General features: G+C 70.0%; 15 protein-coding genes, 1 tRNA gene and 1 pseudogene. 9 read left to right on the forward strand and 8 right to left on the reverse strand.

Annotated elements, in window-relative coordinates; genetic code table 11:
* The first annotated feature begins 71 nt into the window (after positions 1 to 71).
* From BWR60_RS25070 to BWR60_RS25105, 9 genes are all read left to right on the forward strand, one after another.
* Positions 72 to 148, forward strand: a tRNA-Met gene (locus tag BWR60_RS25070).
* A 682-nt stretch (positions 149 to 830) separates the two neighbouring features.
* The gene (locus BWR60_RS25075; protein ID WP_144445743.1) at positions 831 to 7,601 is read left to right on the forward strand and encodes an RHS repeat-associated core domain-containing protein; all 6,771 of its coding nucleotides are present in this window, start codon (positions 831 to 833) and stop codon (positions 7,599 to 7,601) included.
* A gap of 8 nt (positions 7,602 to 7,609) precedes the next feature.
* The gene (locus BWR60_RS36530; protein WP_144445744.1) at positions 7,610 to 7,846 is read left to right on the forward strand and encodes a hypothetical protein; all 237 of its coding nucleotides are present in this window, start codon (positions 7,610 to 7,612) and stop codon (positions 7,844 to 7,846) included.
* Positions 7,847 to 8,023: 177 nt separating this feature from the next.
* Positions 8,024 to 9,070, forward strand: coding sequence for a PilN domain-containing protein (locus BWR60_RS25080; protein WP_088154094.1), 1,047 nt, complete (start codon positions 8,024 to 8,026; stop codon positions 9,068 to 9,070).
* Positions 9,071 to 9,072: 2 nt separating this feature from the next.
* Complete coding sequence (gspM, locus tag BWR60_RS25085; RefSeq protein ID WP_088154096.1) at positions 9,073 to 9,633, forward strand: type II secretion system protein GspM; 561 nt, start codon at positions 9,073 to 9,075, stop codon at positions 9,631 to 9,633.
* Positions 9,630 to 10,172, forward strand: coding sequence for a hypothetical protein (locus BWR60_RS25090; RefSeq protein WP_088154098.1), 543 nt, complete (start codon positions 9,630 to 9,632; stop codon positions 10,170 to 10,172). The genes gspM and BWR60_RS25090 overlap by 4 nt, the downstream gene beginning before the upstream one ends.
* A 97-nt stretch (positions 10,173 to 10,269) precedes the next feature.
* Positions 10,270 to 11,952 carry a GspE/PulE family protein gene (locus BWR60_RS25095; RefSeq protein ID WP_088154100.1) on the forward strand — a complete coding sequence of 561 codons (1,683 nt, stop codon included), beginning with the start codon at positions 10,270 to 10,272 and terminating at the stop codon, positions 11,950 to 11,952.
* 3 nt (positions 11,953 to 11,955) lie between these two features.
* Entirely contained in the window at positions 11,956 to 13,191 is a 1,236-nt protein-coding gene (locus BWR60_RS25100; protein ID WP_088154102.1) for a type II secretion system F family protein, read from the forward strand.
* Between the two features lie 5 nt (positions 13,192 to 13,196).
* Positions 13,197 to 14,060 carry a hypothetical protein gene (locus BWR60_RS25105; RefSeq protein WP_144445745.1) on the forward strand — a complete coding sequence of 288 codons (864 nt, stop codon included), beginning with the start codon at positions 13,197 to 13,199 and terminating at the stop codon, positions 14,058 to 14,060.
* Position 14,061: 1 nt separating this feature from the next.
* Here the strand turns inward: BWR60_RS25105 and BWR60_RS25110 are convergent, their stop codons facing one another.
* The 8 genes and pseudogenes from BWR60_RS25110 to BWR60_RS25140 all read right to left on the reverse strand — a co-directional run bounded on the left by BWR60_RS25110 (position 14,062) and on the right by BWR60_RS25140 (position 25,548).
* Positions 14,062 to 14,682 (reverse strand): prepilin-type N-terminal cleavage/methylation domain-containing protein, encoded by a 621-nt coding sequence (locus tag BWR60_RS25110; RefSeq protein ID WP_088154106.1) that lies wholly within the window; start codon positions 14,680 to 14,682, stop codon positions 14,062 to 14,064.
* Positions 14,679 to 14,969 (reverse strand): hypothetical protein, encoded by a 291-nt coding sequence (locus tag BWR60_RS25115; protein ID WP_230983173.1) that lies wholly within the window; start codon positions 14,967 to 14,969, stop codon positions 14,679 to 14,681. The genes BWR60_RS25110 and BWR60_RS25115 overlap by 4 nt, the downstream gene beginning before the upstream one ends.
* 21 nt (positions 14,970 to 14,990) lie before the next feature.
* Positions 14,991 to 15,104: pseudogene (locus BWR60_RS39050) on the reverse strand (type II secretion system protein); the annotation flags it as partial.
* Positions 15,065 to 15,547, reverse strand: coding sequence for a GspH/FimT family pseudopilin (locus BWR60_RS25120; RefSeq protein WP_088154109.1), 483 nt, complete (start codon positions 15,545 to 15,547; stop codon positions 15,065 to 15,067). The gene BWR60_RS25120 and the pseudogene BWR60_RS39050, both read right to left, overlap by 40 nt.
* Positions 15,548 to 15,551: 4 nt before the next feature.
* On the reverse strand, positions 15,552 to 17,756 hold the full coding sequence (gspD, locus tag BWR60_RS25125) for a type II secretion system secretin GspD (protein ID WP_088154111.1): 2,205 nt from the start codon (positions 17,754 to 17,756) through the stop codon (positions 15,552 to 15,554).
* A gap of 510 nt (positions 17,757 to 18,266) precedes the next feature.
* Positions 18,267 to 19,559 carry an acyl-CoA dehydrogenase family protein gene (locus BWR60_RS25130; protein WP_088154113.1) on the reverse strand — a complete coding sequence of 431 codons (1,293 nt, stop codon included), beginning with the start codon at positions 19,557 to 19,559 and terminating at the stop codon, positions 18,267 to 18,269.
* A 17-nt stretch (positions 19,560 to 19,576) separates the two neighbouring features.
* Positions 19,577 to 23,437 carry a type I polyketide synthase gene (locus BWR60_RS25135; protein ID WP_088154114.1) on the reverse strand — a complete coding sequence of 1,287 codons (3,861 nt, stop codon included), beginning with the start codon at positions 23,435 to 23,437 and terminating at the stop codon, positions 19,577 to 19,579.
* A 38-nt stretch (positions 23,438 to 23,475) separates the two neighbouring features.
* Positions 23,476 to 25,548, reverse strand: coding sequence for an AMP-binding protein (locus BWR60_RS25140; protein ID WP_088154116.1), 2,073 nt, complete (start codon positions 25,546 to 25,548; stop codon positions 23,476 to 23,478).
* Between the last annotated feature and the right edge of the window lie 70 nt (positions 25,549 to 25,618).

Below are 25,618 nucleotides of genomic sequence, written 5' to 3' on the forward strand. Positions count from 1 at the left end.
GCCAGGTCCACGAAACCCACTCGCCCATCGCACCCCCTTCGCATCTCTCCCCAACGTCCTCACACCACCCCCGCGGGGTGGAGCAGCCCGGTAGCTCGTCAGGCTCATAACCTGAAGGTCACAGGTTCAAATCCTGTCCCCGCAACCACCTTTGTTATAACTCGATCCAAATCGAGGTCTGATCCAGAGCCCCGCCCCGAAAAGGCGGGGCTTTCTTCGTTCAGCAGAGCAGTCATGGGAAGGCTAAGCCTGCTCCTAGCGCCGAGGCCAGTGCACGAGTAGCGCACGTCGCGCGCTGTACCACACCCTCCATGTCAATGCGGTATGGGCTGCGCCCGATAGGGGCGGTTATCGCGCATTGGAAAGAATGTTACGGGCGGCGAAGGGCTGGTGTCGCCGACACTTGCCGCTACGGCGGACAGGGGCGGGCCGAACGCCAGTGCCAGCACAGGCCGAGACTCCAAGTTGGATCGAGCTCGCTATCGCATGCCGGGGCCATCGTCGTTCCTGCCACATCGCCGGCGCTGAACCTGGAGGCGCGTCCGCAGCTGGTGGGCCGCGAGCTCAAACCCGAGGAGGGCCGCGCGACGCTGACGCGCTGACCTTCGGTGACACCCCGCGACCCATGGTGGAGGCGCCGTCCCGCTCCGGTCATTTGCCGAAACATCGGCTAAAAATCGTCTCGCTTCGTTTGGGTCTTGCGCAGGAATGGGAATCCTGTCTTGCTGGAGTGGCGCGTGGAGTCGAGTCGCCTTTGGTCCAAGCCCGCCCTGAGAGCGGGTGACGCCGGAGGGAAGACGAGACCGGGGAGCGCGTGGTGGGGGAGAGACATGATGCGGGCGGACGTTCGGTTCGGATCGGGTGCTGTCGTGCGCCCGGCGGGCGGCTTGGTGCGTGCGGTCTCGGTGTCGATGCTGGTGTTGGCCGCCCTGACAGGGCTGCCATCGGCCCGTGCCCAGGAGTCCGCCCCTCTCCCTGACACGGTCGGGCCGGAAACCCTGGTTCCAACCGGCGAGGCCGGCGAAGCAGACACATCTGCGGCGCCTGAGACCGAGTCCCCCGATGGTACGCCAGAGGCCGTGGCCGAGCCCGAGAGCAGCGCCGCGACCGATGTCGCCGCAGCCGCCGCCACCCCATCGGACGACCCGGTGACGCAGCAGCTGTCGCTGCCGGCCTTGGCCAACGAACCGCCGCCGGCGTCTTATAACGGCAGCTACACGACCGTGGTTCCGATCGAGGTCCCGGCGTTCCGTGGCCTCGAGCCGAAGCTGAAGCTGGTTTACGATTCGAGCCTGGGCCAGAAGTCGGGCGCGCTGTATGCCGGCTTCGTCGGGACCGGCTGGAGGCTCGGCGGGGTCCCGGACATCGTGCGGATGTCGCCGCGCAGGGGCGTGGCCAATCTCGAAGGCACCGACGTGTACGCGCTGGACGGGCAAGAGCTGGTGTCCTGCAGCACGCTGTCGGACGCCACTCGGCTGAACACGGCGAGCTGCGCCGCCGGCGGCACGCACACGACGCGGATTGAGAGCTACCGGAAGATCACCTTCGACGAGGCCAACAACCGGTGGCTGGTCCTGGATCCGGACGGGACGGTGTCGGAATTCCGGCTGGTGCAGGCGATCGCGGCCGCCGGCGCGGCGCCTGCGGCCGCCTCGGTGCCCGCTGCTGCCTCGGCCGCGGGCGTCGAGGCGAGCGCGGCGTTGAATGGCACGTCCGAGGCGCCGGCCGGGGAGGAGGCGGATCCAGATGCGGGCCTCGAGGCCGGGCCAAGCTTGCCGCCGGATACGGGAGAAAGCGGCGAGCCGGACCCGGAGCTGGAGCTGGTGTCGGATGAGCCTCCCGCCGCCGAGGATACCTGGTCGTTCGACGAGACCCAGGACGCCGAGGCAGCCGATCCGATGATCGAGCCGGCCGGTGACCCGGAGGAGGTGCCCGGGACCGAGGCCGGGGCCGCGGTCCCAGTGGAGGCGCAGGCCGTCGCCGCCAATGCGGTCCCGGGGGACAAGGACTGGGTGGCGCAGAACCGCTATCGCTGGCTGCTGACCCGGGTCATCGACACGCATGGCAACACCGTCACCTACCGGTACTGGTGCTCGGTGGCGCCGGTCTGCTGGCCGAACTCGATCGACTACAACGGCGTGACCGTGACGTTCGGGCGGTATCATTCTCCCTCCATGCTGCGGACCCGGGCGTCCGGCAGCGGGCTGGCGCGGCTGGACGCAAGGCTGTGGCGGGTCGAGGTGTCCGTCGGCGGCCAGCCGCAGCGGGCGTATCAGCTGAAATACCAGACCAGCAGCACGACCGGCCTGCCGCTGCTGGCCGAGGTGCGGCAGTTCGGCCGGGATTTCCGTGTGCAGCCGGATGGCACGATACAGGGCACATCATTGCCGCCCTGGGTGTTCCGATACACCCAGAGCATGGTGTCCGACGCGTCGCTCTCGGGGCCGACCCACAACGTCGGCCGGACGGACGATCAGGCCCTGATCTATGCGGATTTCGACGGCGACGGGCGGCAGGACGTGCTGCTGGTGCGGACGCGCCAAGTCCAGATCGGAGGGGGGCATGAGGATCCGCTCTACGCCAAGCGGTGCTCGCTATTGTTGTGGCGGTCTCTGCCCGGCAACGGCCTGGTCGGGGCGACGGTGCCGAGCGACGAGCGACGCTGCGATCCCGGAGCGGAAGAAGACGGACGGGAGGCCGACTACAGCTTCCGCACCGGCGACTTCAACGGCGACGGCAAGGCGGACATCGCCCATGTGGCGGGCCGCACCATCACCGTGTGGCTGTCGGGCTGGGACGGGTCGGCGCCGAACTGGAGGGAATACCAATTCGGGATCGCCGATCCGGAACGGCCGTGCGATCGGGACGGCAGCTGCGACCCATGGGACCGGGTGTCGGGCAAAGACGTGGCTCTGGCCGACATCGACGGCGACGGGCGAGTGGAGTTCTTCGTCACGGGCCGGAACAACCCGGTTTACCCGTTCGTGAAGAAGAAGGTCTATTTCTGGTCCGGCAGCGGCTTTCCGTCGACGGGCTACGGCGGCGACATCCCGGACAATCACGCCATGGTGGCGTCGCTGGATCTGAACGGGAACGGCCGGGAGGACATCCTGGCCGGGACGGACGGGGCGCCTGGAACCTACAACCCGGACTACCGGCTGTACGAGCGCCGCGACGGCAGCCGGTTCAATCTACAGGAAGTGTCGAACGACGTGCTGCCAAACGGGTTCGGCCGGCAGCCGGCGAGCTATGCGATCGGGGACATCAACGGGGACGGGGCCTCGGACTTCGCCCAGATGATCGCCCAGGGCTCGACGACGCAGTTCCGGGTCTATCTGTCGGCCGGCGGGCGGCTGGTTCATCAGGCGACGGTCGACGCCGGCGGCCGGTGCAGCCAGATCGACCAAAAGGGTTGCAGCCTGTTCGCCGGGGATTTCGACGGAGACGGCCGCAGCGACATCCTGATGGCCGGGCTGATGAAGAACCCGAACGACCCGCTCGACGGCTCGAAGACCGCGCGGATCATGCTGTCGCGGGAGGGTGGCAGCTGGGTGCAGGTCCCGGTGGACCTGGACAAGATCAAGGGTGTCGCGGACTTCAACGGCGACGGCAAGGCCGACATCTTCCAAGTAATGGACGACGGGTTCTCGATCAAGTACTCGTCAGGCGTGACGCCGGACCTGTTGAGCTGGACCCAAACCCCGATCGGCGCGCGGAGCGCGATCGGCTACAGGCCGTCCACGGACTATGGCAACACGAATCTGCCCTTCGTGCTGCAGGTCGTCACCTGGGTGACGCGGACGGACGGCGTCAGCGGGCATGCCACGACGCGCTTCCGCTACCGCGGCGGGGTGTGGCATGCGGCGGAAAGGCGGTTCCTGGGTTTTGCCAATGTCTTTGTCACGCGGCCTGCGGGCGAAACGGGGCCGGCCCCCGGCATCCAATATGAGTTCAGGCAGAGCCTGGCGTCGGCGGGCAAGCCGCAACGGATCCGCTATCACGCCGGGCCCAACGGCTATACGGCGGTGCTGCGCGAGGAGCGCGAGGGCTACGCCGAACGGAACACGGTGCCCTACCGGTCGTGGAACACAGCGAGCGCGACCGATCTGGTGGTGGCGAGCGGCGCCCGCCACACCAGCCGGACCGAACGGAGCTTCGACATCTGGGGCAACGTCACGCGTCTGGTGGAACAAGGGCTGTCCGATCCCGGCAATTCGGCAGCAGGCGCCGACGACCGGGTCACCCTGACCGGCTACTATCCCAACAAGGAGCGATACATCGTCAGCCTGCCGGCATCCAGGAAGCTGCAGGCCGCCGGCGGCACACAGCTGCGCCAGACGCTGTTCCTGTATGACGGCGCGACCGACTACTGGGCCCCGCCCGCAAAGGGCGACATGACGTCGGAGTTGCGCTGGCTGCGCCAGCCGTCCGGCACCGAGGGCTGGGTACGGCGGCGTTTCGCCTATGACGGCTGGGGCAACCGGACGGCGGAGGCCATGACGGTCGGTCCCCAGGAGATCCGCACCGATACCACCTACGACCCCGTCTTCCATCTCTATCCGGCGCAGGTGGTGAAGCGGGTGGGGGATGCGGCCTCTTCGCAGGACCATGTCACCCGGGCCAGCATTGACCCGGTGTGCCTGAAACCGCAGACCACGACCGATGTGAACGGGCAGGTCTCGACCTGGACCTATGACGCGCTGTGCCGCGCGACCCAGGTCGACAAGCCGGGCGACGACTATCAGAAATGGCTGTACCTGGGCATCGGCGACCCGGTAACTCAGAAGGTGGAAGTCCGGATGCCGGGTCCGGCCTGGGGCATCTATGTCGGCGCACAGCAGCAGTTCGACGGCTTCGGCCGCATCCGGCACACCTACACCACGGCCCCCGACGGCACCGAGTCCAAGATCATCATCGTCGTCGGCAAGGAGTATGATGCTCGCGGCAATCTGATCGCCGAGACGGTGCCGTATTACCCCGGGGACCCTGCACCTCGGACAAGCTATCGTTTCGATGCGTTGGACCGGCAGGTGCAGAAGATCCTGCCGGACGGGCAGACCTATCGCACGGAATACGGCGCCAACTTCACCTCGGACCCGTTCGACTACCGCTGGGAGGCGGTGTACGACCCGACGGGGCGAAAGATTTCGGCCACGCGCTACGACGCCTTCGGCCGGGTACGGGCGGGCGAGCAATGGAAGGACAATGGCACAGTCGCCCCGACAATACTGACCTGGGATGCCGCGGATCAGCTGGTGTTGGTCACGGACCCGCATCCGACGGAGTCCGGATGGGCGGGAGCGACCTGGCGCTACGGCTACGACACGCTGGGGCGGCGGATCTCGGTGTCGGACCCGGATCTCGGCGCCTCGACCTACCGGTACGACATCGCCGATCGGCTGGTGCAGCAGACCGATGCGCGGAAGACGGTGACCAGCTTCGCTTACGACGCCCTGAGCCGGGTGACGCGCAAGCGGGTGCGGCTGAAGGAGCAGCCGACCGACGGTGGCGAGGTGACGGACTACTTCTATGATGGCGGTCCGGCAGGCACTGCCAACCGAGGGCAATTGGTGCGGCAGGTGAACGGGTTCGGCCGCCTGTGCACCGACTACGACGTGGCGGGCCGGCTGGTGAATCAACGTTGGACGGTGTGGCAGACGGGCGCGGACACGACGACGAACTGCAGCCAGCCGGATCCGGGCGGGACCCTCACGGCCTCTACGGCGTACGACCGCGGCGGTCGCGTTCTGGGCCGGAAATACCCGGATGGCGACGTGGTCGGCCAATACGGCGACGCCGGCAGCCCGTTCACCTATGACGGTGCGGGGCGGCTGAAGTCGATCCCGGACCTGATCCTGGGGATCGCCTACGACGCGGCGGGCAGGCCGACGGTGCGGCGCTATGCCAACAACGTGACCACGCTCGACGATTACGACCCGGAGCGGGGCTGGCTGCTGCGGCGCTTCACCACGGTCGGGCCGGCGGAGGACCAGGCCCGGATGAAGGCCTGGTACACCTACGATGCGGTGCTCGGCCTGATGAAGGCGGCGACCATCACGGTGCGGCAGCCCGAGCACTGGAGCTACGGCTATGACGGGCTGTTCCGGCTGATCACGGCGAACAACGCCGACGATACGGGGCGGAGCAAGAGCTTCACCTACGACCTGGCCGGCAACATGACGATGCAGTCCAATGTCGGTTGGTACGAATACCCGGCGCCGACGGGCCCGCGGCCGCACACGCCGACCTGCATCCGCAACGCCACGAGTTGCTCGGAGCAATCGCTCCTGCGCTACGACGATGCCGGGAACATGACCAGGGGTCGCGCTCGGGAGATCAAATGGGACGGAGAAAACCGCCCCGAAGAGGTAACCACGGGAGGCAGGACGACGCGGTTCTATTACGGCCCGGACGGGACGCGATGGATGAAGAGCACGCCGCCGCCGGCGAACACGTCCTGCCCGCCAACGGATCTGGTCACGAAGATCTACTCCTTCGGCCCCGATATCGAGCGGAAGGTGGGTCTGGCCTGCACCGGGACGGCGTGGAGCACGTCGGTCGAGTGGACGAAGTACCCGCATGCGGATGTGAAGCGGGTGGGCGACGGCGCGGGGTCGGTAACTTATTACCTGCACCGGGACGGGCTGGACTCGATCCGGGTGGTGACCGACAGCGCCGGCTGGTTCGAGGAGTGGTCGACCTACTCGCCCTATGGCGACCGGGCGCAGACGCTGCCGGACTTCTCGGAAACCAAGGAGACGAAGGGCTACATCGGCGAGCGTGAGGACCCCGAGGTGGGCCTGGTCTACCTCAACGCCCGCTACTACGACCCCGAGATCGGCCGCTTCATCTCGCCGGATTGGTGGGATCCGAACAATCCGGGGGTGGGGACCAACCGGTATGCGTATGCATCCAATGATCCCATCAACGGTAGTGATCCGAACGGACATCAGTGGGCCGCCGCAGCTGATGCCGCGGATCGTATGCCGAGTGGAGATGCCGCGGGGCTCCAAGCACAAGCAGCTATGGAAGCAGAAGCTGAACGGCAGAGAGCTGAGCAGGAGCGACGAGACGCGGCTGATCGCCTGTTTCGAAGCGGCGCGGCAGAATCAACGATGTCTCCAACGGACTTCATTGGTGGAGGACTCGTTCTCGGAGGCCTCAGATTGGGTGGCCGCCTCTTAGGGAAGGCCGCTGTCAATGAGGCCGGAAGCGTCTCAGGCGGCTGGTTGGGAGGTTCAGTAGCAAATGTGCCGCGGAGTCTCGGCGCTGCAGCAACGCCTGTCACGGGAAAAGTGCTATCATTTGAGAGAAGATCGGTGCAGAAGGCATTTTCAGAACATAAAAAAGATTTCGGGCTCGATGGCAATTGGAATTCCACGAAGGCGGCAGAACTGGAAGAAAAGGTGACGGCGTTTATAAATAGTCCGGGCGTACAAAGAATCGAAGGAAAGTACAGAGGTCAGCCAGGTTTTGCGCATCACGTGGATCCATCAACGGGCCTAAATGTCGTAGAAGGTCCGGCCGGAAATTTTGTGACCGGGTTTACACTCGGCCCAAGGCAGCTTAATGACGTGCTAACTCATGGTATTCTCTGGTAGGATGAATCATGGAACAGAAAGACATTACTATCACGCTCAGTCCAGCTGAAGCGTTGGTGTTGTTTGAGTGGCTTGCTCGAACCGACGCCGCTCAGAGCCTTCCTACGGAGCACCCCGCGGAAACAAGGGCGTTGTGGCGCCTTGAGGGCAAGCTCCAGAAGCAGATCGGCGTATTATTTTCGAACGAATACGGGAATGCTCTTGAAGAGGCGCGATCTGAGTTGCTTCGACTTTATGGGGAGTAGCCAGATAGCTTGTCTCCCGCTCAGTGGCGGAAGAGTTCCGGTGACACAGGACTGTTAACGGTTCGTCCACGCTTCGTCGGCATCGGCGATGGCCCTAAACACTTGTGTCATCATGCGACTTCTATGGGGGAGGGCGCGGCGTTCGCGCCAATGCGCGCAGTTCTTAAGAGCCAAATTATGATGCAGCCCTCGCCCTTCCGCCTGATCCGCCGAACTTTGGGCCGCTTCCTCTCCTGGTGGTTCGGCGAGTTGGAGGGTTTCCTGCCCGAGCGGCTGACGGGGACGGTCGGCCCGCGCCACCATTTGCCGGTTGCCAAGCCAACCGGCCATGGCTGGGTGGTGGAAGTCGGAGCCAGGGTCCAGAACCTGGCCGACTGGGCTGTGCGGAACCGGCGGAGTCCGGTCGTCTTGCACCTGCCGCCCGAGGCCGGCCTGTCCCGTGAGCTCACGCTTCCCACGACGGCGACGTCGTCCCTACCGCATCTCCTGCGCCGGGAGATGGACCGGCTGATGCCCTGGCCGGGCGACCGGGTGTGGCTTGCCGCCCAGGTACTGCACCGCGTCGAGGGCGGGCGCAAGATCGAGGCCGAGCTGACCGTGGTGCCGGACGCCGCGGTTGAGCCGGCCCGGCGCGCCCTGGCTGGCCTCGACGTGCTGATCGCGGCGGTAGAGTTGGACGGTCCCGGCGGCAAGCGCATCCTGCTGCCGCCCGGGGAGGACCGCGCTGCCACGGGGCGTCGCCGGCTGCGGCGCGCGGCGCTGGCCATCGCCGCGCTGTTCGCCGTGGCGGTGGTCGGCACCGGCGGGTGGATCGGCTGGCAGGGCTGGCAGCGCGGCCAGGAGATCGCGGCGCTGCAGGGCCGGGTCGCGTCGGCGCGGCCGGCGGCGGAGGAGGTGCGGCAGCTGCGGCAGGAGATCGCCGAGCTGTCCGACAGCCGGCGCTTCATCGCCGACAAGCGCCGCACCGTCCCAGCCGCCTCGATCGTGCTCGAATCGGTCAGCCGGCTGCTGCCCGACGATGTCTGGCTCTCTGACCTGTCGATCTCGGATGCATCGTTGCGGGCCGGCGGCAGCGCCGCCGACGCCTCCGCCCTGATCGGGGTCTTCGAAGGCTCGGGCCGGTTCGCCGACGCCCGCTTCCTGGCCCCGAGCACGCGCGATCGCGAGACCGGGCGCGACCGGTTCAGCGTCGGCGCCCGCATCCAGCCGCGGCTGGAGCCCTGACCATGGGATCGCTCCGCCTCCCCACCCGCTGGCTGGCCCTCGCTTTGCTGATCGCCCTGGTCGCGATCCCGCTGGCCGGGCTCGGCGTCATGCTCTCCGGCCTGTGGCGGGCCGATGCCGAGGCGGCGGTGCTGGCCGACACCGCGTCGCGGTTCGAGGCGGTCGCAGCGGCGCGGCCGGACCTCACGGCCCGGCGGGATGCGCTCAAGGCCGGGCTCGGGCGGGGCGAGCATTTCCTCGGCGGTGCCAGCGCCGCGATCAGCGGCGCCGAACTGCAGCGCCTGGTCGGCGAGGTCGCCGCCCAGTCCGAGGCGCAGATCGACAACATGCTGGTGCTGCCGGCGCGGGCCGAGGGGGCGTATCAGCGCATCGGGCTGCGGGTGTCGCTGTCGACCCGCATCGGGCCGCTGCAGCGCATCCTCTACGCGCTCGAGGCCGGGCAGCCGAGCCTGTTCGTCGACGCGCTGCAGATCCGGACTGAGGACCGCGAGGCCGCGGATCCCGTGCTCTCGGTCAATCTCGACATCTACGGCTACCGGTCGGGGGCGGGAGGCGCGATGTGAGGTCCTGGAGTCCCCTGACCTGGATCGTCCTGGTCGTCGGCGCGGTCGCGGTACCGGCCGCCGCGGTGGAGCGTGCCGCTGCGCGAGATTCGGCCCCGCCGGATCCCGCGGGCTCGCTGCCGGCCGTCGACTCCGAGCCGGCGCGCCTGGCCCCGCTGGAGACCCTGACCGAGACCACGGGCCGGCCGCTCTTCGCCGCCACCCGGCGCCCACCGCCGCCCGAGCCTGTCGCCGAGCCGGCGCCCGCCCCGGTGCCGGACGCGATGCCCGAGCCGGTGGCGCCGCCGGTGGAGCGGACGGAGTTCGTGCTGGTCGGCATCGTGCAACGGGCGGAGGGGCCGTTCATCCTGCTGAAGCCGAAGGCCGGCGGCCCGGTGGTGATCGCCCACCAGGGCGACGACGCCGGCGGCTGGCATGTCGACGCCATCACCCCGACCGCGGTGCGCCTGACCAGCCCGGCCGGCGACGCCAAGCATGTGCTGTTCGCCCCGCGGCCGAAGGCGGAGGAGGGCCAGATGGGATTGCCGAGCCCGTACTGACCGCCACGCCGCGATTGTCCCGCCGGCCGGCCGGAGCGATCATGCGGCACGGCCGGAGTGATTGGCCAAGGGGCGCCGCGACGCGGCGGGTGGGGGAATGGATCAGGTCAGGTCCTTGGTCGACATCCTGGTCGAGCTCGGCAAGCTCGGGCCTGACGACGTCGCCAAGCTATCACGACTGGAGGGGGCGTCGTCCGAGCCGGTGGCGGTGCTGGTCTCGCGGCTGGGGCTGGTGTCCGGCCGGGACTACGCCCATGCCCTGTCGCTCCAGTACGGCCTGCCGCTCGCCGGGCGCGGCGACTTCCCGGACGAGCCGGTGCTGGCCGACCAACTGCCGGTCCGCTTCCTGAAGGATTCCCGGGTGCTGCCGCTGGCCGAGGGCGCGGACGGCGTGGTCCTGGCCATGGCCGACCCCGGCGACGGCTTCGCCCTGCGGGCGGTGGCGATGGCGCTCGGCCGGCCGGTCACCCCGGTGGTCGTGGCCGAGGAGGATTTCGCCGATGTCTTCGCCCGCTGGTACGAGAGCGGCCGGTCCAGCGTCGAGCGGATCGCCGACGGCGCCGAGATCGAGGCCGATGCCGCCGCCGACCCCGATGTCGAGCAACTGAAGGACCTGGCGCAAGAGGCGCCGGTCATCCGGCTGGTCAACCAGATCATCGCCGACGCGATGCGGCTGCAGGCCTCCGACATCCATCTCGAGACCTATCGCGAGCAGCTCAAGCTGCGCTACCGCATCCACGGCCTCTTGAAGGACATGAAGGCGCCGCCGGCGAAGCTGGGGCCGGCGCTGATCAGCCGGATCAAGATCCTGGCGCGGCTCGACATCGCCGAGCGCCGGCTGCCGCAGGACGGCCGCGCCCGCTTTACCGCCGGCGGCCAGAAGGTCGACATGCGCGTCGCCACCATGCCGACGATGCATGGCGAGGCCGTGGTCATCCGCCTGCTCGACACCAAGGGCATGGCGCTCGATCTCGGCGAGCTCGGCCTGGCCACGGCCGAGGAGGTCGCGATCCGCCGGCATCTGGCGCATCCGCACGGCATCCTCCTGGTCACCGGCCCGACCGGCAGCGGCAAGACGACGACTCTCTACGCCGCGCTGCGCATCCTGAACCAGCCGAGCCGGAAGATCCTCACGGTCGAGGACCCGATCGAATACCAGATCCCCGGCATCAACCAGACCAATGTCCAGCCGCAGATCGGGCTGGACTTCGCCCGGGTGCTGCGGTCCAGCCTGCGCCACGACCCGGACGTGATCATGGTCGGCGAGATCCGCGACGGCGAGACCGCGAACATCGCGGTCCATGCCGCCCTGACCGGCCATCTGGTGCTGTCGACCTTGCACACCAACAGTGCCACCGGGTCGATCAACCGGCTGCTGGACATGGGGGTCGACGGCTATCTGCTGACCTCGACCATCCGGGGCGTGATCGGCCAGCGCCTGGTCCGTCAGCTCTGTGGCGCCTGCCGCAGCCCGTACCGCGCCTCGGCCGAGGAGCTGGGGCGGATGGGGCTGCCGGGCGACGCCGAGGCCACGCTGTCCCGGGCCGTCGGCTGCCCGGCCTGCGACGGCATCGGCTACACCAGCCGGATCGGCATCTTCGAGTTCTTCGAGCTGACCGACGAGATCCGCGAGGCGCTGCACCACCGGATCTCGACCGCCGAGCTGACCCGCATCGCGGCGGCCGCCGGCATGCGCACGATGTTCCAGGACGGCATCGCCCGGGCCTTGTCCGGCCAGACGACGCTGGAGGAAGTGCGCCGCGTGACGGAGGAGGGATAGGCGATGCCCCTCTTTGCCTTCAAGGCCGCCGACGACGCCGGCAATCTGGTCGAGGGCCAGCTCGAGGCCGCGGACGAGGCGGCGGTGATCCTGCACCTGCAGCAGCTCGGCCAGTTCCCGCTTGAGGCCACCCCGGTCCGGGGCGCCCGGCCGCGGGCCAAACGCCTGTTCGGCCGGGTCCGGCCGAAGGAGGTGACCACCTTCATCCGCCAGCTCGCCATCCTGCTCACAGCCGGCCAGCCGCTGGAGCGGGCCTTGGTGACGATGGCAGGTACCGGGGGGGCCGGCAGCGCGGGCGCGCCCGGCCGGCGCGGCGGCACGATCGGCCGGCTGGCGCAGCCGATCCTGGACAGCGTCCGCGCCGGCCACAGCCTCAGCGCCGCCCTCGACTCCTGTGGCCCGGTGTTTCCCCGGATCGCCATCAACATGGTCCGGGCCGGCGAGACGTCCGGCACGCTGGCCGTGGTGCTGGACCGGCTGGCCGAGCTGCGCGAGCGGTCGGACAAGATCCGAGACACGGTCACCTCGGCGATGCTGTATCCAGTATTGCTGGTGCTGGTGGCGATCGGCTCGATCGCCCTGCTGCTGACCTATGTCGTGCCGCAGTTCGAGACCGTGTTCCGCGATGCCGGGGCAGAGCTGCCGGTACCGACCGCCATCGTCGTCGCGCTCGGCCGCTTCCTGCAGGGCTGGGGCTGGCTGATCCTGCTGGCCGCGGTCGCCGGCGTGCTGCTGCTGCGCCAGGCCTTGGCGCTGCCCGGCCCCCGCCTGGCCTGGGACCGGGCGCTGCTGCGGCTGCCGGTCGTGGCGCCGCTGCTGCGCACGCTGGTGACGGCGCGGTTCTGCCGGACGTTGGCGACGCTGGCCGGCAACGGCGTCGACCTGCCGAACGCACTGGTCCTGTCGCGCGACGTGGTGCCGAACCGCGCGGTGGCGGAAGCGCTCGACACCGTGGTCACCGGCGTGCGGCAGGGCAGGGGGCTGTCGCTGCCGCTGGCCGAGACCCGGCTGTTTCCGGAGTTCGCGGTACAGATGCTGACGGTGGGCGAGGAGACCGGGCGGATCGACCTGACCGCCGGTCACGTTGCGGACGCCTACGAGCAGGAGCTGGAATCGTCGGTCAAGCGGCTGGTCGGCCTCTTGGAGCCGATCCTGATCATCGTCCTGGGCCTTGCCGTCGGCGGGATCGTCATGTCGATCCTGATGGCGATCCTCAGCATCAACGACCTGGCTGTGTGACCGGCATGCGCGATGCGCCGGGCCCGTCCCGTGACCCGGCCGATGGCCGCCACCGTGGCCAGCGCGGCTTTGTGTTGATCCTGGTGCTGGTGATCGTCGGCGTCATCGCCGCCGCGGCGCTGATGCTGCTCGAGCGCAGCCGCGGTGGGGTCGGCGCGACCGCCGACCTGGTCGAGGTGACGAAGGCCCGCGGCCTCGCCGATGCCGGAATCGCCCGGCTCGTCCAGGCGCTGCGGGTCGAGGACGACCCGCTGCTGAAGGCCGTCACCGCCTCGCCGTTGCCCGTGCCCTGGCGCTTCGCCGGCGCGGAGATCCGCCTGTCCTTCCTGCGCGAGAGCGGCAAGGCCGACCTCAACGCCGGGTCGCTGGAGCTGATCCAGACCCTGCTCGACAGCCTGCCGGCCGAGCCGGGCCTGCGCCAACAGGCGCTGCAGCAGGTCGAGGCGGCGCAGCGGCAGCCGGCCCCGCTGCCGAGCGTGCTGGCGCTGCTGCCGCCCTGCCAGCGGCTGACGCCCGTGGCGCGGCTGTTCGAGGACCGGTTCACGGTGCTGACCGGCAGCCGCGGCATCTCGGCCGCCGGCCTCGCGGACGAGCAGCTGCGCCGGATCCCGGGGCTGACCGGCGCGGATATCGAGCTGCTGCGGACCCGTCCCGCATCGTCATCATCCACCGATCCGCAGCTCGCCCATTTGCAGCGGTTCCTGGCGGATGAGGAGCCGGTCTACCGGCTGCGGGCCGAGGCCGCCACGCCCCGCGGCGCGCGCATCGTGCGGGAGGCCGTGATCCTGCTGTCGGCAAGGACGCCCACGATCCGGATCCTGTCGCAACGCGACCTCGGCGAGCCGGCGGCGATCACCTGCGGCGGGTGAGCTATTTCGGCCGGCACGCCGGCTCCTGCGGCAGCAGCAGGCAGGCCTCCGGCAGCCGGGCGCGGGTGCGGGCGATCAGGTCGATCGGGGAGCCGATCTCCGGGGCATCGACGCGCAGCAGCACCGCCGCTGGCAACGCCCAGGGGCGGGCCCAGTCGGACCGCCAGCCGCCATTGCCGCCAGCGGCGAAATAGGACAGGCGGATCGAGCGGGCGCCGTCCAGCACCGTCTCCTCACGGGCTGCTCCCGTGGCGGGATCGGTCCAGGACAGGCGCAGCGCGGCCCGGCCGCCCGACTGTACCACCCGCAGTGTCAACGGAACCGGCCGGTCGAGGACCAGGATCGGCGGCCCCCAGGAGAGCAGGGTCAGCCGGCCCGCATCGGCTGGGTCGGCGCTGTCATCGGCCGAGAGGTCCGGCACCGCGCCCTCGGCCAGCGCGCGCAGCAGCCGGCCGGCCGCGGCGACGCCGTCGCGCAACTCCTCTGCTCGCCGTGACTGCTGGTCGAAGCGCGCGAATAGGTTCGGCAAGCCGACCGCGGCGGCCGCGACGAGCCCGGCCAGCACCAGCGCCACCAGCACCTCGACCAAGGTGAAGCCTCGTTCAGAGCCCCGCCCGGTCATGGCGGCAGCCCGCCAGCGCGGAGAGTGACGAGCTGGACCGCGGGGCCGCGTCTCGGCGCCACCCGCACTGTGACCGACAGCAGCCCGGGCTGGCCGGGTCCTTCCGGCAGCCCCTCCTCGCGCCAGGGAGCGATGGCGAGCGACCAGGCGCTGCCGTCGCTCAGCCGCCCCGACACGCTGCGCGGCGTCAGCGACAGATCCAGTCCGACCCGCTCCAGGATCGCTTCGGCGGCCAAGCCCGCCCGCAGCTGCGTGGCGGCGCGGGAGTCACGGTCACGGCTGGACACCAGCAATGCCAGCGATGTGGCGGTGATACTCCCGAGCACTGCCAGGGCCACCAGCACCTCGACCAGCGTGAAGCCGGCCTGGCGGCGCGGCCTGGTCAGGGTGAGGTCTCCTGGCGGACGGCGCCGGTCAGCCAGGCCACGCGCAGGGTCAGGCGCCGCTCGCCGCGGCTGAGGGTCAGGAACCCGCCGCTGCTCGAGCCATCGCCGAGGAACAGAAGGGCAGGGGTATCGCCGTCCGGCTCTATCGCGGCCCCGGTGAGCGTCAGGTCCAGTCCGGCCGGCACGGCTTGCCAGCGACCCAGCACCGGGATGCCAATGCGGCGATCCTCGGGATCGAAGCGGACCAGCACCGGGACCTGCCGCCGCAGGGCGGTGTCGCGCGCCTGCGCCAGCAGCCGTTCCAGTCCGGCCCCGGCTTCGCGCAAGGCCGACCGGGCGCGCCATTCGGGAACAGCCAGGCCGACCACCCCTGTCGCTGCGGCCAGGATCACCAGCACGATCAGCATCTCGATCAGAGTGAAGCCGGCCACCGCAGCCGAGGGGCGACGTCGTCGCGCAGCGCCTTGGCCCGCCCGCATGAGGCTACTTCTTCGGTGGCGGAGCTCCGAAGAGCTGCATCCGCCCCCGGAACTCTTCGGCGATGGCCTTCGCGTCGACGGCGTTCCGGATCACCTTCGGCGTGATCAGGATCACGAGCTCGGTCCGCTGGTCAGTGTTGTTCACGCCGCTGAACAGGTTGCCGACCAGGGGGATGTCGCGCAGCACGGGAACGCCCGATTTGCCGACGCTCTGCCGGTCGGAGATGAGGCCGCCGAGAATGACGGTCTGGCCGCTCGCCACCGATACTGATGTCCCGACCTCACGCTGCGCGATGGTCGGGTTGATCGCATCGGGCGCGCCCTCCACGACATTGCTGACCTCCTGCCGGATGTCGAGATCGACCTGGCCATCGGGGTTGATGCGGGGTGTCACCTGGAGGATCACGCCGGTGTCGCGATATTCGACATTGTTGACGATCGGCGCGTCCGGGTTCTCGGTGGCTTGCTGCTGGCGCGTCACAACGGGAACCTGGTCGCCGACCTTCAACTGCGCGGTCTGGTTGTCCAGCACTGCCAGCGATGGCGACGACACCACCCGGACATTGGTGATGCTGGCCAGCGCATCGAGGATGACCCGGAAATTGCCGCTGCTGATGATGAAGTTGAAGCCTGGGACCGCCGGGTTCACCCCGAAGCTGTTGTTTTGGGTGAAGACACCCGAGAAATTGCCGCTCTCCAGCCAGAAATGCACCCCGTAGCGAAGCTGGTCGGTCAGGGTGACCTCGGCGATCGTCGCCTCGATCAGCACCTGGTACCGCGGCGTGTCCATCAGCCGGATGGCGGCCTCGATCTTCCGCCAGGCCTCGGGCGTCGCCATCACCATCAGCGAGTTCCGCTCCTTGTTGGCGACGATCTGGGCGCCGTCGAAAGGATCCGGCCCGCGTCCAGCCGCCCCTCCTGAAGTGCCGGGCCCGACCATGCTGTTCAGGTCGTCCGACAGCAGCCCGAGTTTCTCGCCGGCGGACATGACGCCGGAAGCCTCCATCCCGCCGCCATCGGCTCGCGACGGGATCGAGGAGGCTCCGCTTGTCGAGGCGGTCTGGATCTGCATGGACGGGGCGACGGGGCTGCTGTCGCCACCAGACGTCGCACCACCGCGCCCCCGACCCATGAACTGGCCCATGATGGCGGCCAGATTCTCGGCAGTGCCGTTCTCGACGCGATAGACGTAGAGCTGCACACCCTGTTTGTCGCCTTGATCCAACCGGTTGATCCAGGCTTCAGCCTGGCGAAGCCGGACGGCTTGGCGAGCAACAACCATGACGGCGTTGAGCCGCCGGACCGGGATGAAGTCGATCCCGCCCTGCATCGGTGTGCCGTCCGTGCCCAGCTTGAAGACGGACCGGAGCTCCTGGATCATCGAGGCGGGATCGGAGCGGCGGAGCGGAAACAGCCCCGCGGACACGCCGCGCATGGCATCGACATCGAAGGCCGCGATCATCTCGGCTATCGCGGCCCGATCGCTGCTGGGACCGGACACCACGACCAGGTTCCGGTTCGGATCGGAGCGGACCATGTTGCTGTTCGCCACCGGACTTACGAGTGGCACGACCGTCGCGGCCTGGACAAAGCGCAGCGGGATCACCGACACGCCGTACCCGGCGGGCAGTGGCGTTGGATCCGACCCCAACTGCACCATCACCCGGCCGCCGGCCGCCTCGCCTGCCGGCACGATCCGGTAGCTGGCGCCATCGGCGACCATGGCGGCGCCGTTCATGCGCAGCACGGTCTCGACCGTGGCGAGGAGAGCCTGCCGGCTGAGCGGAGCGCTGCTCGAGACTGTCGCCGTCCCCTGCACCTTCGGATCGACGGCGTAGGAGACCCTGAGCGTGTCGGACAGGACTGCCTTCAGGAAGTCCCGGATGTCCGCGTTATCGAAATTGATCTGCGCACCGTCGCCGACGGGAGTGATAGGCGCGCCAGCACCGGAACCTAGGGAAGGACTGCCATCGGCGCCGAAGTACAGCTGCGGGGCCCGAAGATTGGTAGGAGTTCCCGAAACGGCAACGGATCCGGTCGGCTGTCGCGCGAGCTTTGATGGAACGCTGAAATCCGCTGAGGCCAATGGATTGATGGCCGGATAGGACGGCCTATCCGACTTCTGGCATCCGCCGACAGCCAGTATCGCGGCCACAGCAACAGCCAAGCGTGCGCCCCGCAACCAGCGGGCATTCCCCACGCGGTACATCTGATGAACCGTCCCCCACCCGTCCGAATTTGTGCCTATTCGGATCCACTTTCACCATGACGGGCGGCGATGCCGCTGGCAAGTGGCGGTCTGTCGGCTGGGCAGCGATCGATTGCCTTTGGCCGGCATCCTGCCCGCATCGACCTGGCGCTTGTACAAACTCGGCAACCTGTTGGAATCACGTGCGATAGGGACAGTTATCGCACATCGAGGATCGGTCCGATGGTCCGATGGTCCGATGGTCGTGCTTCGGCGTGCGAGGGCGTAGTTGGTTGCGCCTCCCCGCAACCAAACATTAAGCCCCGCCCTCAACGCGGGGGCTTCTTGCTGTTTGGGCTCGGCCTTCAGGGCACGACCCAGCGAGCCCGGGATCGCGCCCAGGCGGACCAGCCGTAGAAGGCAGGAATTGGCCGTTCCGGCACGATGTCCGGAACCGGCGCGCTTGCGACGGGACGACCGGCAGCGTCCGGTCCGAAGCCGAGGGGGCTCCACCGTCAGGCGTCGGCCTGGTCAGCCGGCCGGGTCCAGCGCCGAACTCTCGTCGCCATCCAGGGAATGCAGCAGCCAGTTCCCGCCCTGCAGGCCGAGGGAATGATTCTCGCCCCCCTGGATCAGGCAGACGGTGACGTCGCGCAGCAGCCGCTCGACGACATGGTCCCGCGCCAGCCCGTTGGCGCCGAAGATCTGGATCGCCTCCATCGCCACCTCGAACGCGGTCTGCGTCGCCGTGGTCTTGGCGGTGATCGAGGCGAGAAGATGCGGCCCTTCCGGCGAGACATTGTAGGCGACGCCGCGGCGGACGGCGGCTCGGCAGATCTCGAGCTTCCGCCACATCTCCCACAGCCGCCACCTGACATGCTGATGGGCGATCAGCCTGGCCCCGCCCTGTTCGCGCGACCGGGCATAGTGCAGGGCGCAGTCGAAGGCCGCCTTGGCGACGCCGCCGGCGATGGCGGCGACGTTCATGGCGCCGGAGGCATGCGTGCTGGCGAAGGAGGGATAGAATCCATCCTGGCTCCGGACGACATAGCGGGCCGGGACGCGGACCTCGTTGAACCGGACATTCCCGGTCGGCAGCGTGCGCTGGCCGATCTTCTCGACCGGCGGGCCGCGCTCGACCCCCGGCAGGTCGAACGGGACCAGCAGGGCGATGCCGGAGACGCCGCCATCCGGCCGCGCGATGCCGCCGCCGTAATCGGCAGGGCAGTGGATCAGGGCACATTCGGCGATCGGGGCGCAGGAGATCCAGTCCGAGGACACGCCGTTCAGGATCACCTCCGGCCCGCGCATCACGGCGCGCAGGCTGCCCTCCGACTGCCGGGCGCCCTTCGCCAGCTCGAACCCGGCATGGTCGATGGCATCGGATCCCCTGTCCGCCAGGATCGCGATCCAGCAGCCGCGCAGCGAGCCGAACCGCTCGATCAGCTCCGGGTCGCCGGTGGCCGCGGCCGTCGCCGCCGCCATCTTCGCGGTGAAGGCCGCGACGGCGAGCCCGGCGTCGCCATAGGCGAGCTCCTCGAACACGAGCGGCAGGATGCGCTTGCGGCGATCCGGCCCGAGCGTCGCCAGCCAGGACGGGTTGATGCCGAGATCGTCGAAGCGCGCCAGATAGTCCCAGAGCGGGGAACCCCGGCCGATCACATCCGCCGCGGCCATCGGGTCCAGCCGGGCGGCGGTCGGGCGCATCACGCCGACCGCGAAGCGCCGGATCTTCCGCTGGAGGTCGCGCTCCTCATCCGTCAGCTCGGCGTCGAGCCCGCCAAACCCGAGACGAGGCGCCGCCACATTCTGGAAATCCTGCATCCGTCCGTCCTCTCGGGTCACTCGGCCACCAGGGGCACGGGCTGTGTGATCCGCCTCGCCGCCGCGCCGAGGAAGCCGGCCACGGCCTCGACCGCCGGGGATCGCATGATCGAGAAATGGTCGCTGTCGAAGCCCAGGACCCGCGGCGGCCCGCTGGAGAGCATGGCCAGGGACTCCGCGGCCTCCTCGGAGGTCCGGGCGTTCCCGCCACGCAGGGCGAGCGCGTAGCAGAGGGGCGCGCGAATGGGCCTCGGCCGATGCCCGGCCAGCGCGGCGGCATTCGCCGCATGGATCCGCAGCACGCGCTGCACGGTGGCGGCATCGGCGATGGCGCGAAGCCGGCCCAGGCCGTGCTGCTCGTCGAAGACCGCCTCGAAGCCGGGATCGGCGACCATCCGGTCCAGGAGGCCGTCATCCTCGCCGCCGCCGGCGCCGTCGACCAGGCGGCGGAGCCGGCGGGCGTAGTCGCCGTCCGGCAGGGGGCTGTCGATGGCCAGCAGAGCGGTGATCGGCGTGCCGTCCTCCTCCCACTGGGCCGCCATCTCCTGGGCGACGGCCCCGCCGAAGGACCAGCCGCCGACGATGTCGGGGACTCCTCCGGCGGCGTCGAGGACGGCCCGGCGATACAGCCGCGCCAGCCCGGCGTGGGAGCGATAGCGGACATCGCCCGCCTCGGCCTCGGGGTGCCGGACGCCGAGGATCCGGGCGTCGCCGGGCCAGGCGGCGGCCAGCTCGCGGTAGCACAGCACGTCGCCCCCGACCGGATGGATCAGCGCCACCAGCGGACCCGGGCCATCCCGCAGCATGACCACGTGGCCCGAGGGATCCGTCTGCCCGGCCGGCGAGATCGGCGTGACGGCGGCCTGTGCGGGCACCACCTGGGCCGCTGCCGGGGCAGCCCCGTCCGAATAGAAGGCGGCGAGGCTTCGCAGCGAGGCACCGGCAGCGAACCAGGCCATCGGGACGGCCCGTCCGAAGGCCTGCTGCAGGCGGCCCCGGATCGCGGTCAGCGCCAGCGAGTCGAGGCCGAGGGTCGCCAGGGCCGCATCGGCATCCCCGTCGGCCGCGTCGCCGAGGATGGGCCGGACGATGTCGACGACCTCGGCAAGGATGCCGGCGGCCGGCGCGGCCACCGAAGCGGCAAGCGCATCCTCGTCCGTGCCCTCGCTGGGGGCCACGGCGCGCGGCACCGGCTGCGGGTGATCGCCGCGGGGCTGCAGCCCCACCGCTGGCAGCTCGATATGCTTCAGGTCGAAGGCGGTGGTCGGCGCCTCGACCGGGCAGGGCGGGGTGCCGTAGAGGCGCGCCCAGTCCGGCGAATGGCCGGCGCAGTACAGGCGGGCGCAGGCATGGGCCAGGCCGTCGGGCTCCGGATCCTCGTCGCCGCCGGGGCCGTCGCAGAGCGAGGAGATCGCCCGGATCCAGTCGCCGGACGCCGCCTTCGCCAGGTTGGACAGGGCCTTGCCCGGCCCGACCTCGAGGAAGGTCACGCCGTCCTTGGCGATGCTGTCGAGCGCCGCGCGGAACCGCACCGGCCGCTCGACCATGTCGACCCAGTAGCCGGCCGTGGCGATCTCATCCCCGGCGCGCCGCCCGGTGACCGTCGAGATCATCTCGATCCCGGGCGGCTGCAGGCGGATCGGGGCCAGGGCGTCGCGGAACGGCGCCAGGATCGGGGCCAGCAGCGGCGAATGGCCGGGGGTGTCGTAGGTCGGCACCCGCGACACCCGGATGCCCCGCTCCACCAGCGCCCGCTCGGCATCGGCGACGGCTGCGGCGGTGCCGCTCAGCACCGTCTGCTCCGGCCCGTTGATCGCGGCGACGAACAGCTCCGTGCCGAACCGGAACTCCGTCTCCAGCCACTCGGCGCCGGCGGCGACGGCCAGCATCGCGCCGTGCGGCCGCAGCGTCTCGAACAGCCGGCCGCGGGCCTCCACCGCCTTGAGGCCGTCATCCAGCGACATCACGCCGGCGACGACCGCCGCCGCATGCTCGCCCAGCGAATGCCCGATGACGATGTCGGGGGCAACGCCGAGCCGGATCCAGGTCCGGGCCAGGGAATGCAGCACCACGAAATGTGCCAGCTGCCCGGGATCGTGCCGGGCGCGGCCGGGGTCGCGGTCGAGGATGGCCCGCTGCACCTCGGCCGCCGTGCCCGGCGCCAGGCGCGAGAGGCAATCATCGACCGCCGACCGGAAGATCGGGTTGTCGCGGTACAGTCCCCCACCGACGCCGGGCCGCCAGCCGCCCTGGCCGGGGAACAGGAAGGCCAGCCGGCTCTTCGGCGCCGCCTTGCCGGCGTGCCAACGGCCGGAGGGCACGCCGGCCGCCTGCTCGCGCAGCGCCGCCGCCATCTCCTCGCGCGAGGCGCCGACCAGGGCTAGGCGGTGGTCCCAATGCTCGCGCCGGACGCTCGCCGTGTAGCAGAGCTCTCGCAGGCCCGGTCCGGACGGTCCCAGCGGTTCCTCATAAGCGGCGGCGAGCCGGCCCAGCGCCGCCTGCGATCGCGCCGAGAGCGTCAGGACCCGCATCCGGTCCGGCTGCGCCGCCGCCGGCTTCGCGGCCGGGGCGGGTGCCAGCACGGCATGGGCGTTGGTGCCGCTGATGCCGAAGGAGCTGACCGCCACCAGGCTGCCCTCGGCCGGCAGGTCGCGGCCGGTGCGCGGCACCTCCATCCCGGCCCCGTCCCAGCGGAAGCGCGGATTGGGCGTGTCGAACCCGGCCTGCGCCGGCGCATGCCGGTGCCGCAGCACCAGGATCGCCTTGACCAGCCCGGCGATGCCCGCCGCCCCTTCGAGATGGCCGATCTGCGACTTCAGCCCGCCCAGCAGTAGCGGCGACCGCCGCGCCATGCCGCTTGTGTAAGCGTTGCGCAGGGCCGACAGCTCGATCGGGTCGCCGAGCGGCGTGCCGGTGCCATGGGCCTCGACATAGGCGACGTCCTCCGGGCCGGCGTCCGCCTGCGCCAGCGCCTGGCGGATCACCGCCTCCTGCGCCGCGCCGTTCGGGGCCGTCAGGCCGTTGCTGGCGCCGTCATTGTTCACGGCGGAGCCGAGCAGCAGCGCCTCGACCCGGTCGCGGTCGGCCACCGCCTCGCCGGCCCGCTTCAGCACGACCACGGCGCCGCCCTCGCCGCGGATATAGCCATCGGCGTGGGCGTCGAAGGTGCGGCAGGTGTCGGTCCGCGACATCGCCTGCAGCCGGGCGAAGCCGATCGTCTCCTCAGGCCCGAGGATCAGGTTGACGCCACCGGCGATCGCCAGGTCGCAGTCGCCGCAGCGCAGGCTCTGCGCCGCCAGATGCACCGCCGTGAGCGAGGCGGAGCAGGTCGAATCCAGGAAGATCGCCGGGCCCTGCAGCCCGAGCGTGTAGGCGACCCGGCCGACGCCGACCGCGCGGTTGGCGCCGAGCTTGCCCCAGGCGGTGATGCGGTGCGGGTCGCCGGAGGCGACGGTCCGGCGCGCATAATCGACGTCGCCGGCGGTCAGGAACAGGCCGACGCGCTGCCCGCGCAGGGTCGACGGCACGATCCCGGCATGTTCCAGCGCGCTCCAGCACAGCAGCAGCATCCAGCGCTGCTGCGGGTCCATCTCCAGCGCCTCGGCCTGGGAGATGCGGAAGAACTCCGGGTCGAAGCCGTAGGGATCGCCGACATAGCCGGCCCGCCGCGAATAGGTCGTGCCCGACCGGTCGGGATCCGGAGAATGCCAGGCGTCGATGTCGAAACGGTCCGACGGCGTGTCGCGGATGGCGACCGTCCCGGATGTGATGAAGTCCCAGAAGGTGGAGGGCGTGTCGTTGTCGCCCGGCAGCCGGAACGCCATGCCGATGATCGCGACCGGGTCGACCGGAACGCCGCGTGCCGGCTGGATGTCCATCGGCCTTGCCTCGTGTTCAGCCTGCACTTCGGCCCCCGCTACCAGTTGGCCGAGTCCGCGATCGGCTGCGCCGGTGCCGCCTTGGCCCCGGCCGGGGCGCCGGGGGCCTGCAGCGCGGCCAGATGGCGCGACAGCGCCTCGACCGTGGTGCAGGTCCACAGCAGGGTCTGGTCGAGCTCGAGCCCCAGCTCGGTCTCCAGGAAATGGGTCAGCTCGACGGCGCTGACGGAATCGAAGCCAGCCTCGGCGAAGGTCCGGCCGGCCTCGGGGATCCGGATGCCGCGGCCGGCCGCCCAGCGTGCGATCAGCGCAGGGATGGTGCTCGCCGCGTCGGTCGGCATGGCGGCGTCGGCCGGTCTCATGGTGATCGGCGTGGCCCTGGCCGATCGGCCCTGGATCGCCTGCTCCAGCTCGCCACGCCGGTACAGCTCGCGGCACAGCACCCGCTGGATCTTGCCGGCCGACGTCTTCGGCACGGTCTCGGGCTTGGTCAGCACCACCTCCGCCACCGTCAGCTCGTGCTCCTGGAACACGGCGTCGCGGATCCGGGCCGCCAGCTCGTCACGGTTCGCGGTCGCCAGCCAGGACCGCTCGATCTCCTGCACCACGACGATCGCCTCGCCATCCTCGCGGTCGATCGAGAACACCGCCCCGCCCGCCGGCTTGAGCGCGTCGTGCGACTGCTGCACGGTGGCCTCAATGTCCTGCGGATAGATGTTCCGGCCGCGGATGATCATGACCTCCTTGATCCGGCCGGTGATGTAGAGCTCGTCCTCGATGACGATGCCGAGATCCCCGGTCCGCAGGAACGGCCCGTGCCCATCCGCCAGCCGCGCGCCGAAGGTCTGGGCCGAGACTTCGGGTCGCCGCCAGTAGCCGCTGGCGACGCAGGGGCCCGCCACCCAGACCTCGCCGACCGCGCCTCCGCTGCAGATCCGGCGGCTCTCCGGATCGACGATCGAAACCTGCTGCGGCGCCCGGACCTTGCCGGAGCTGACGATCAGGCGGGATCCGGCGCCGGAGGCCGGGGCGACCCGCCCGGCATCCACCGCGCCTGCATCGACCGACAGCATCCGGGCCGGCCGGTCGAGATCACCGACCGACACCATCAGCGTCGCCTCCGCCAGGCCGTAGACCGGCCGGAACGTCTCCGCGCGGAAGCCATGGTCCCGATACGCCGCGACGAAGCCGTCGATGGTCGAGGCGCGGATCGGCTCGGCGGCGTTGACGGCGGATCGCCAGCTCGACAGGTCGAGCCCCTCGCGCTTCTCCGGCGGGATCCGGCGGACGCACAGCTCATAGGCGAAATTCGGCGCCATGCTGATCGTGCCCCGGTACCGGCCGATGGTCTCCAGCCACCGCCGCGGGTTCTGGATCAGCGACACCGGCGGCAGCAGCACGCACAGCGCCCCGTCCAGCAGCGACTGCAGGATGTTCCCGATCAGCCCGAGGTCGTGATAGGGCGGCAGCCAGCACACGGTGACGGCATCGAAGTCGAAGCCGCAATGCGGGCCGATCACCGCCGCATTGGCGATCAGGTTGCCGAAGGTCACGACCGTGCCCTTGGGGATGCCGGTCGACCCGGAGGTGTATTGCAGGAAGGCCGGGGTGTCGGCCGACGGCCGCCGCCAGCCGATGCCGGCGGGATCCGCGTCGAGATCGCCGGGCGACAGCATCGGCAGCGCCGACAGCTCGGGGCTGTCGGCGAACCAGCCGGTCAGCTTCGGGATCGACGCCTCCTCCGTCAGGATGCAGGCGGCGTCGGAATCCTGCACGATGGCGATCAGCCGATCCCAGGTGGACCGGCCCGGCTTGGCCAGGTGGCAGGGCAGGGCGGTCACGCCGGCGCGCAGACAAGCCATGAAGGCGACGACGAAGCCGGCGCCGGGCTCGAACAGCATCAGCGCCCGCTGCCCGGCCAGGCCGCGCGCGATCAGCCCGGCGGCGTACCGGTCGACCTGCGCGCCGAGCGCGCCATAGCTCAGCCGCAGCTTCTCGGCGCCGTCGGTGCCGACGACGACCAGCGCGTCCTTGGCCGGATGGGCTTCGGCACGCCGGGCGAGAATGTCCGAGAAGCAGCGGTCATCGGCCTTCAGCGGGTCCGTCGCCATCAGGGTCTCCTTGCGCGCCCGAAGGGCCGCGGCATCGGGGGAGCCCGCGCCCGAGGGGGCGCCGGCTCCG

Origin of the sequence: Inquilinus limosus, assembly GCF_002195995.1 — a bacterium.
In the GTDB taxonomy this organism is placed as follows: Bacteria; Pseudomonadota; Alphaproteobacteria; order DSM-16000; family Inquilinaceae; genus Inquilinus; species Inquilinus limosus_C.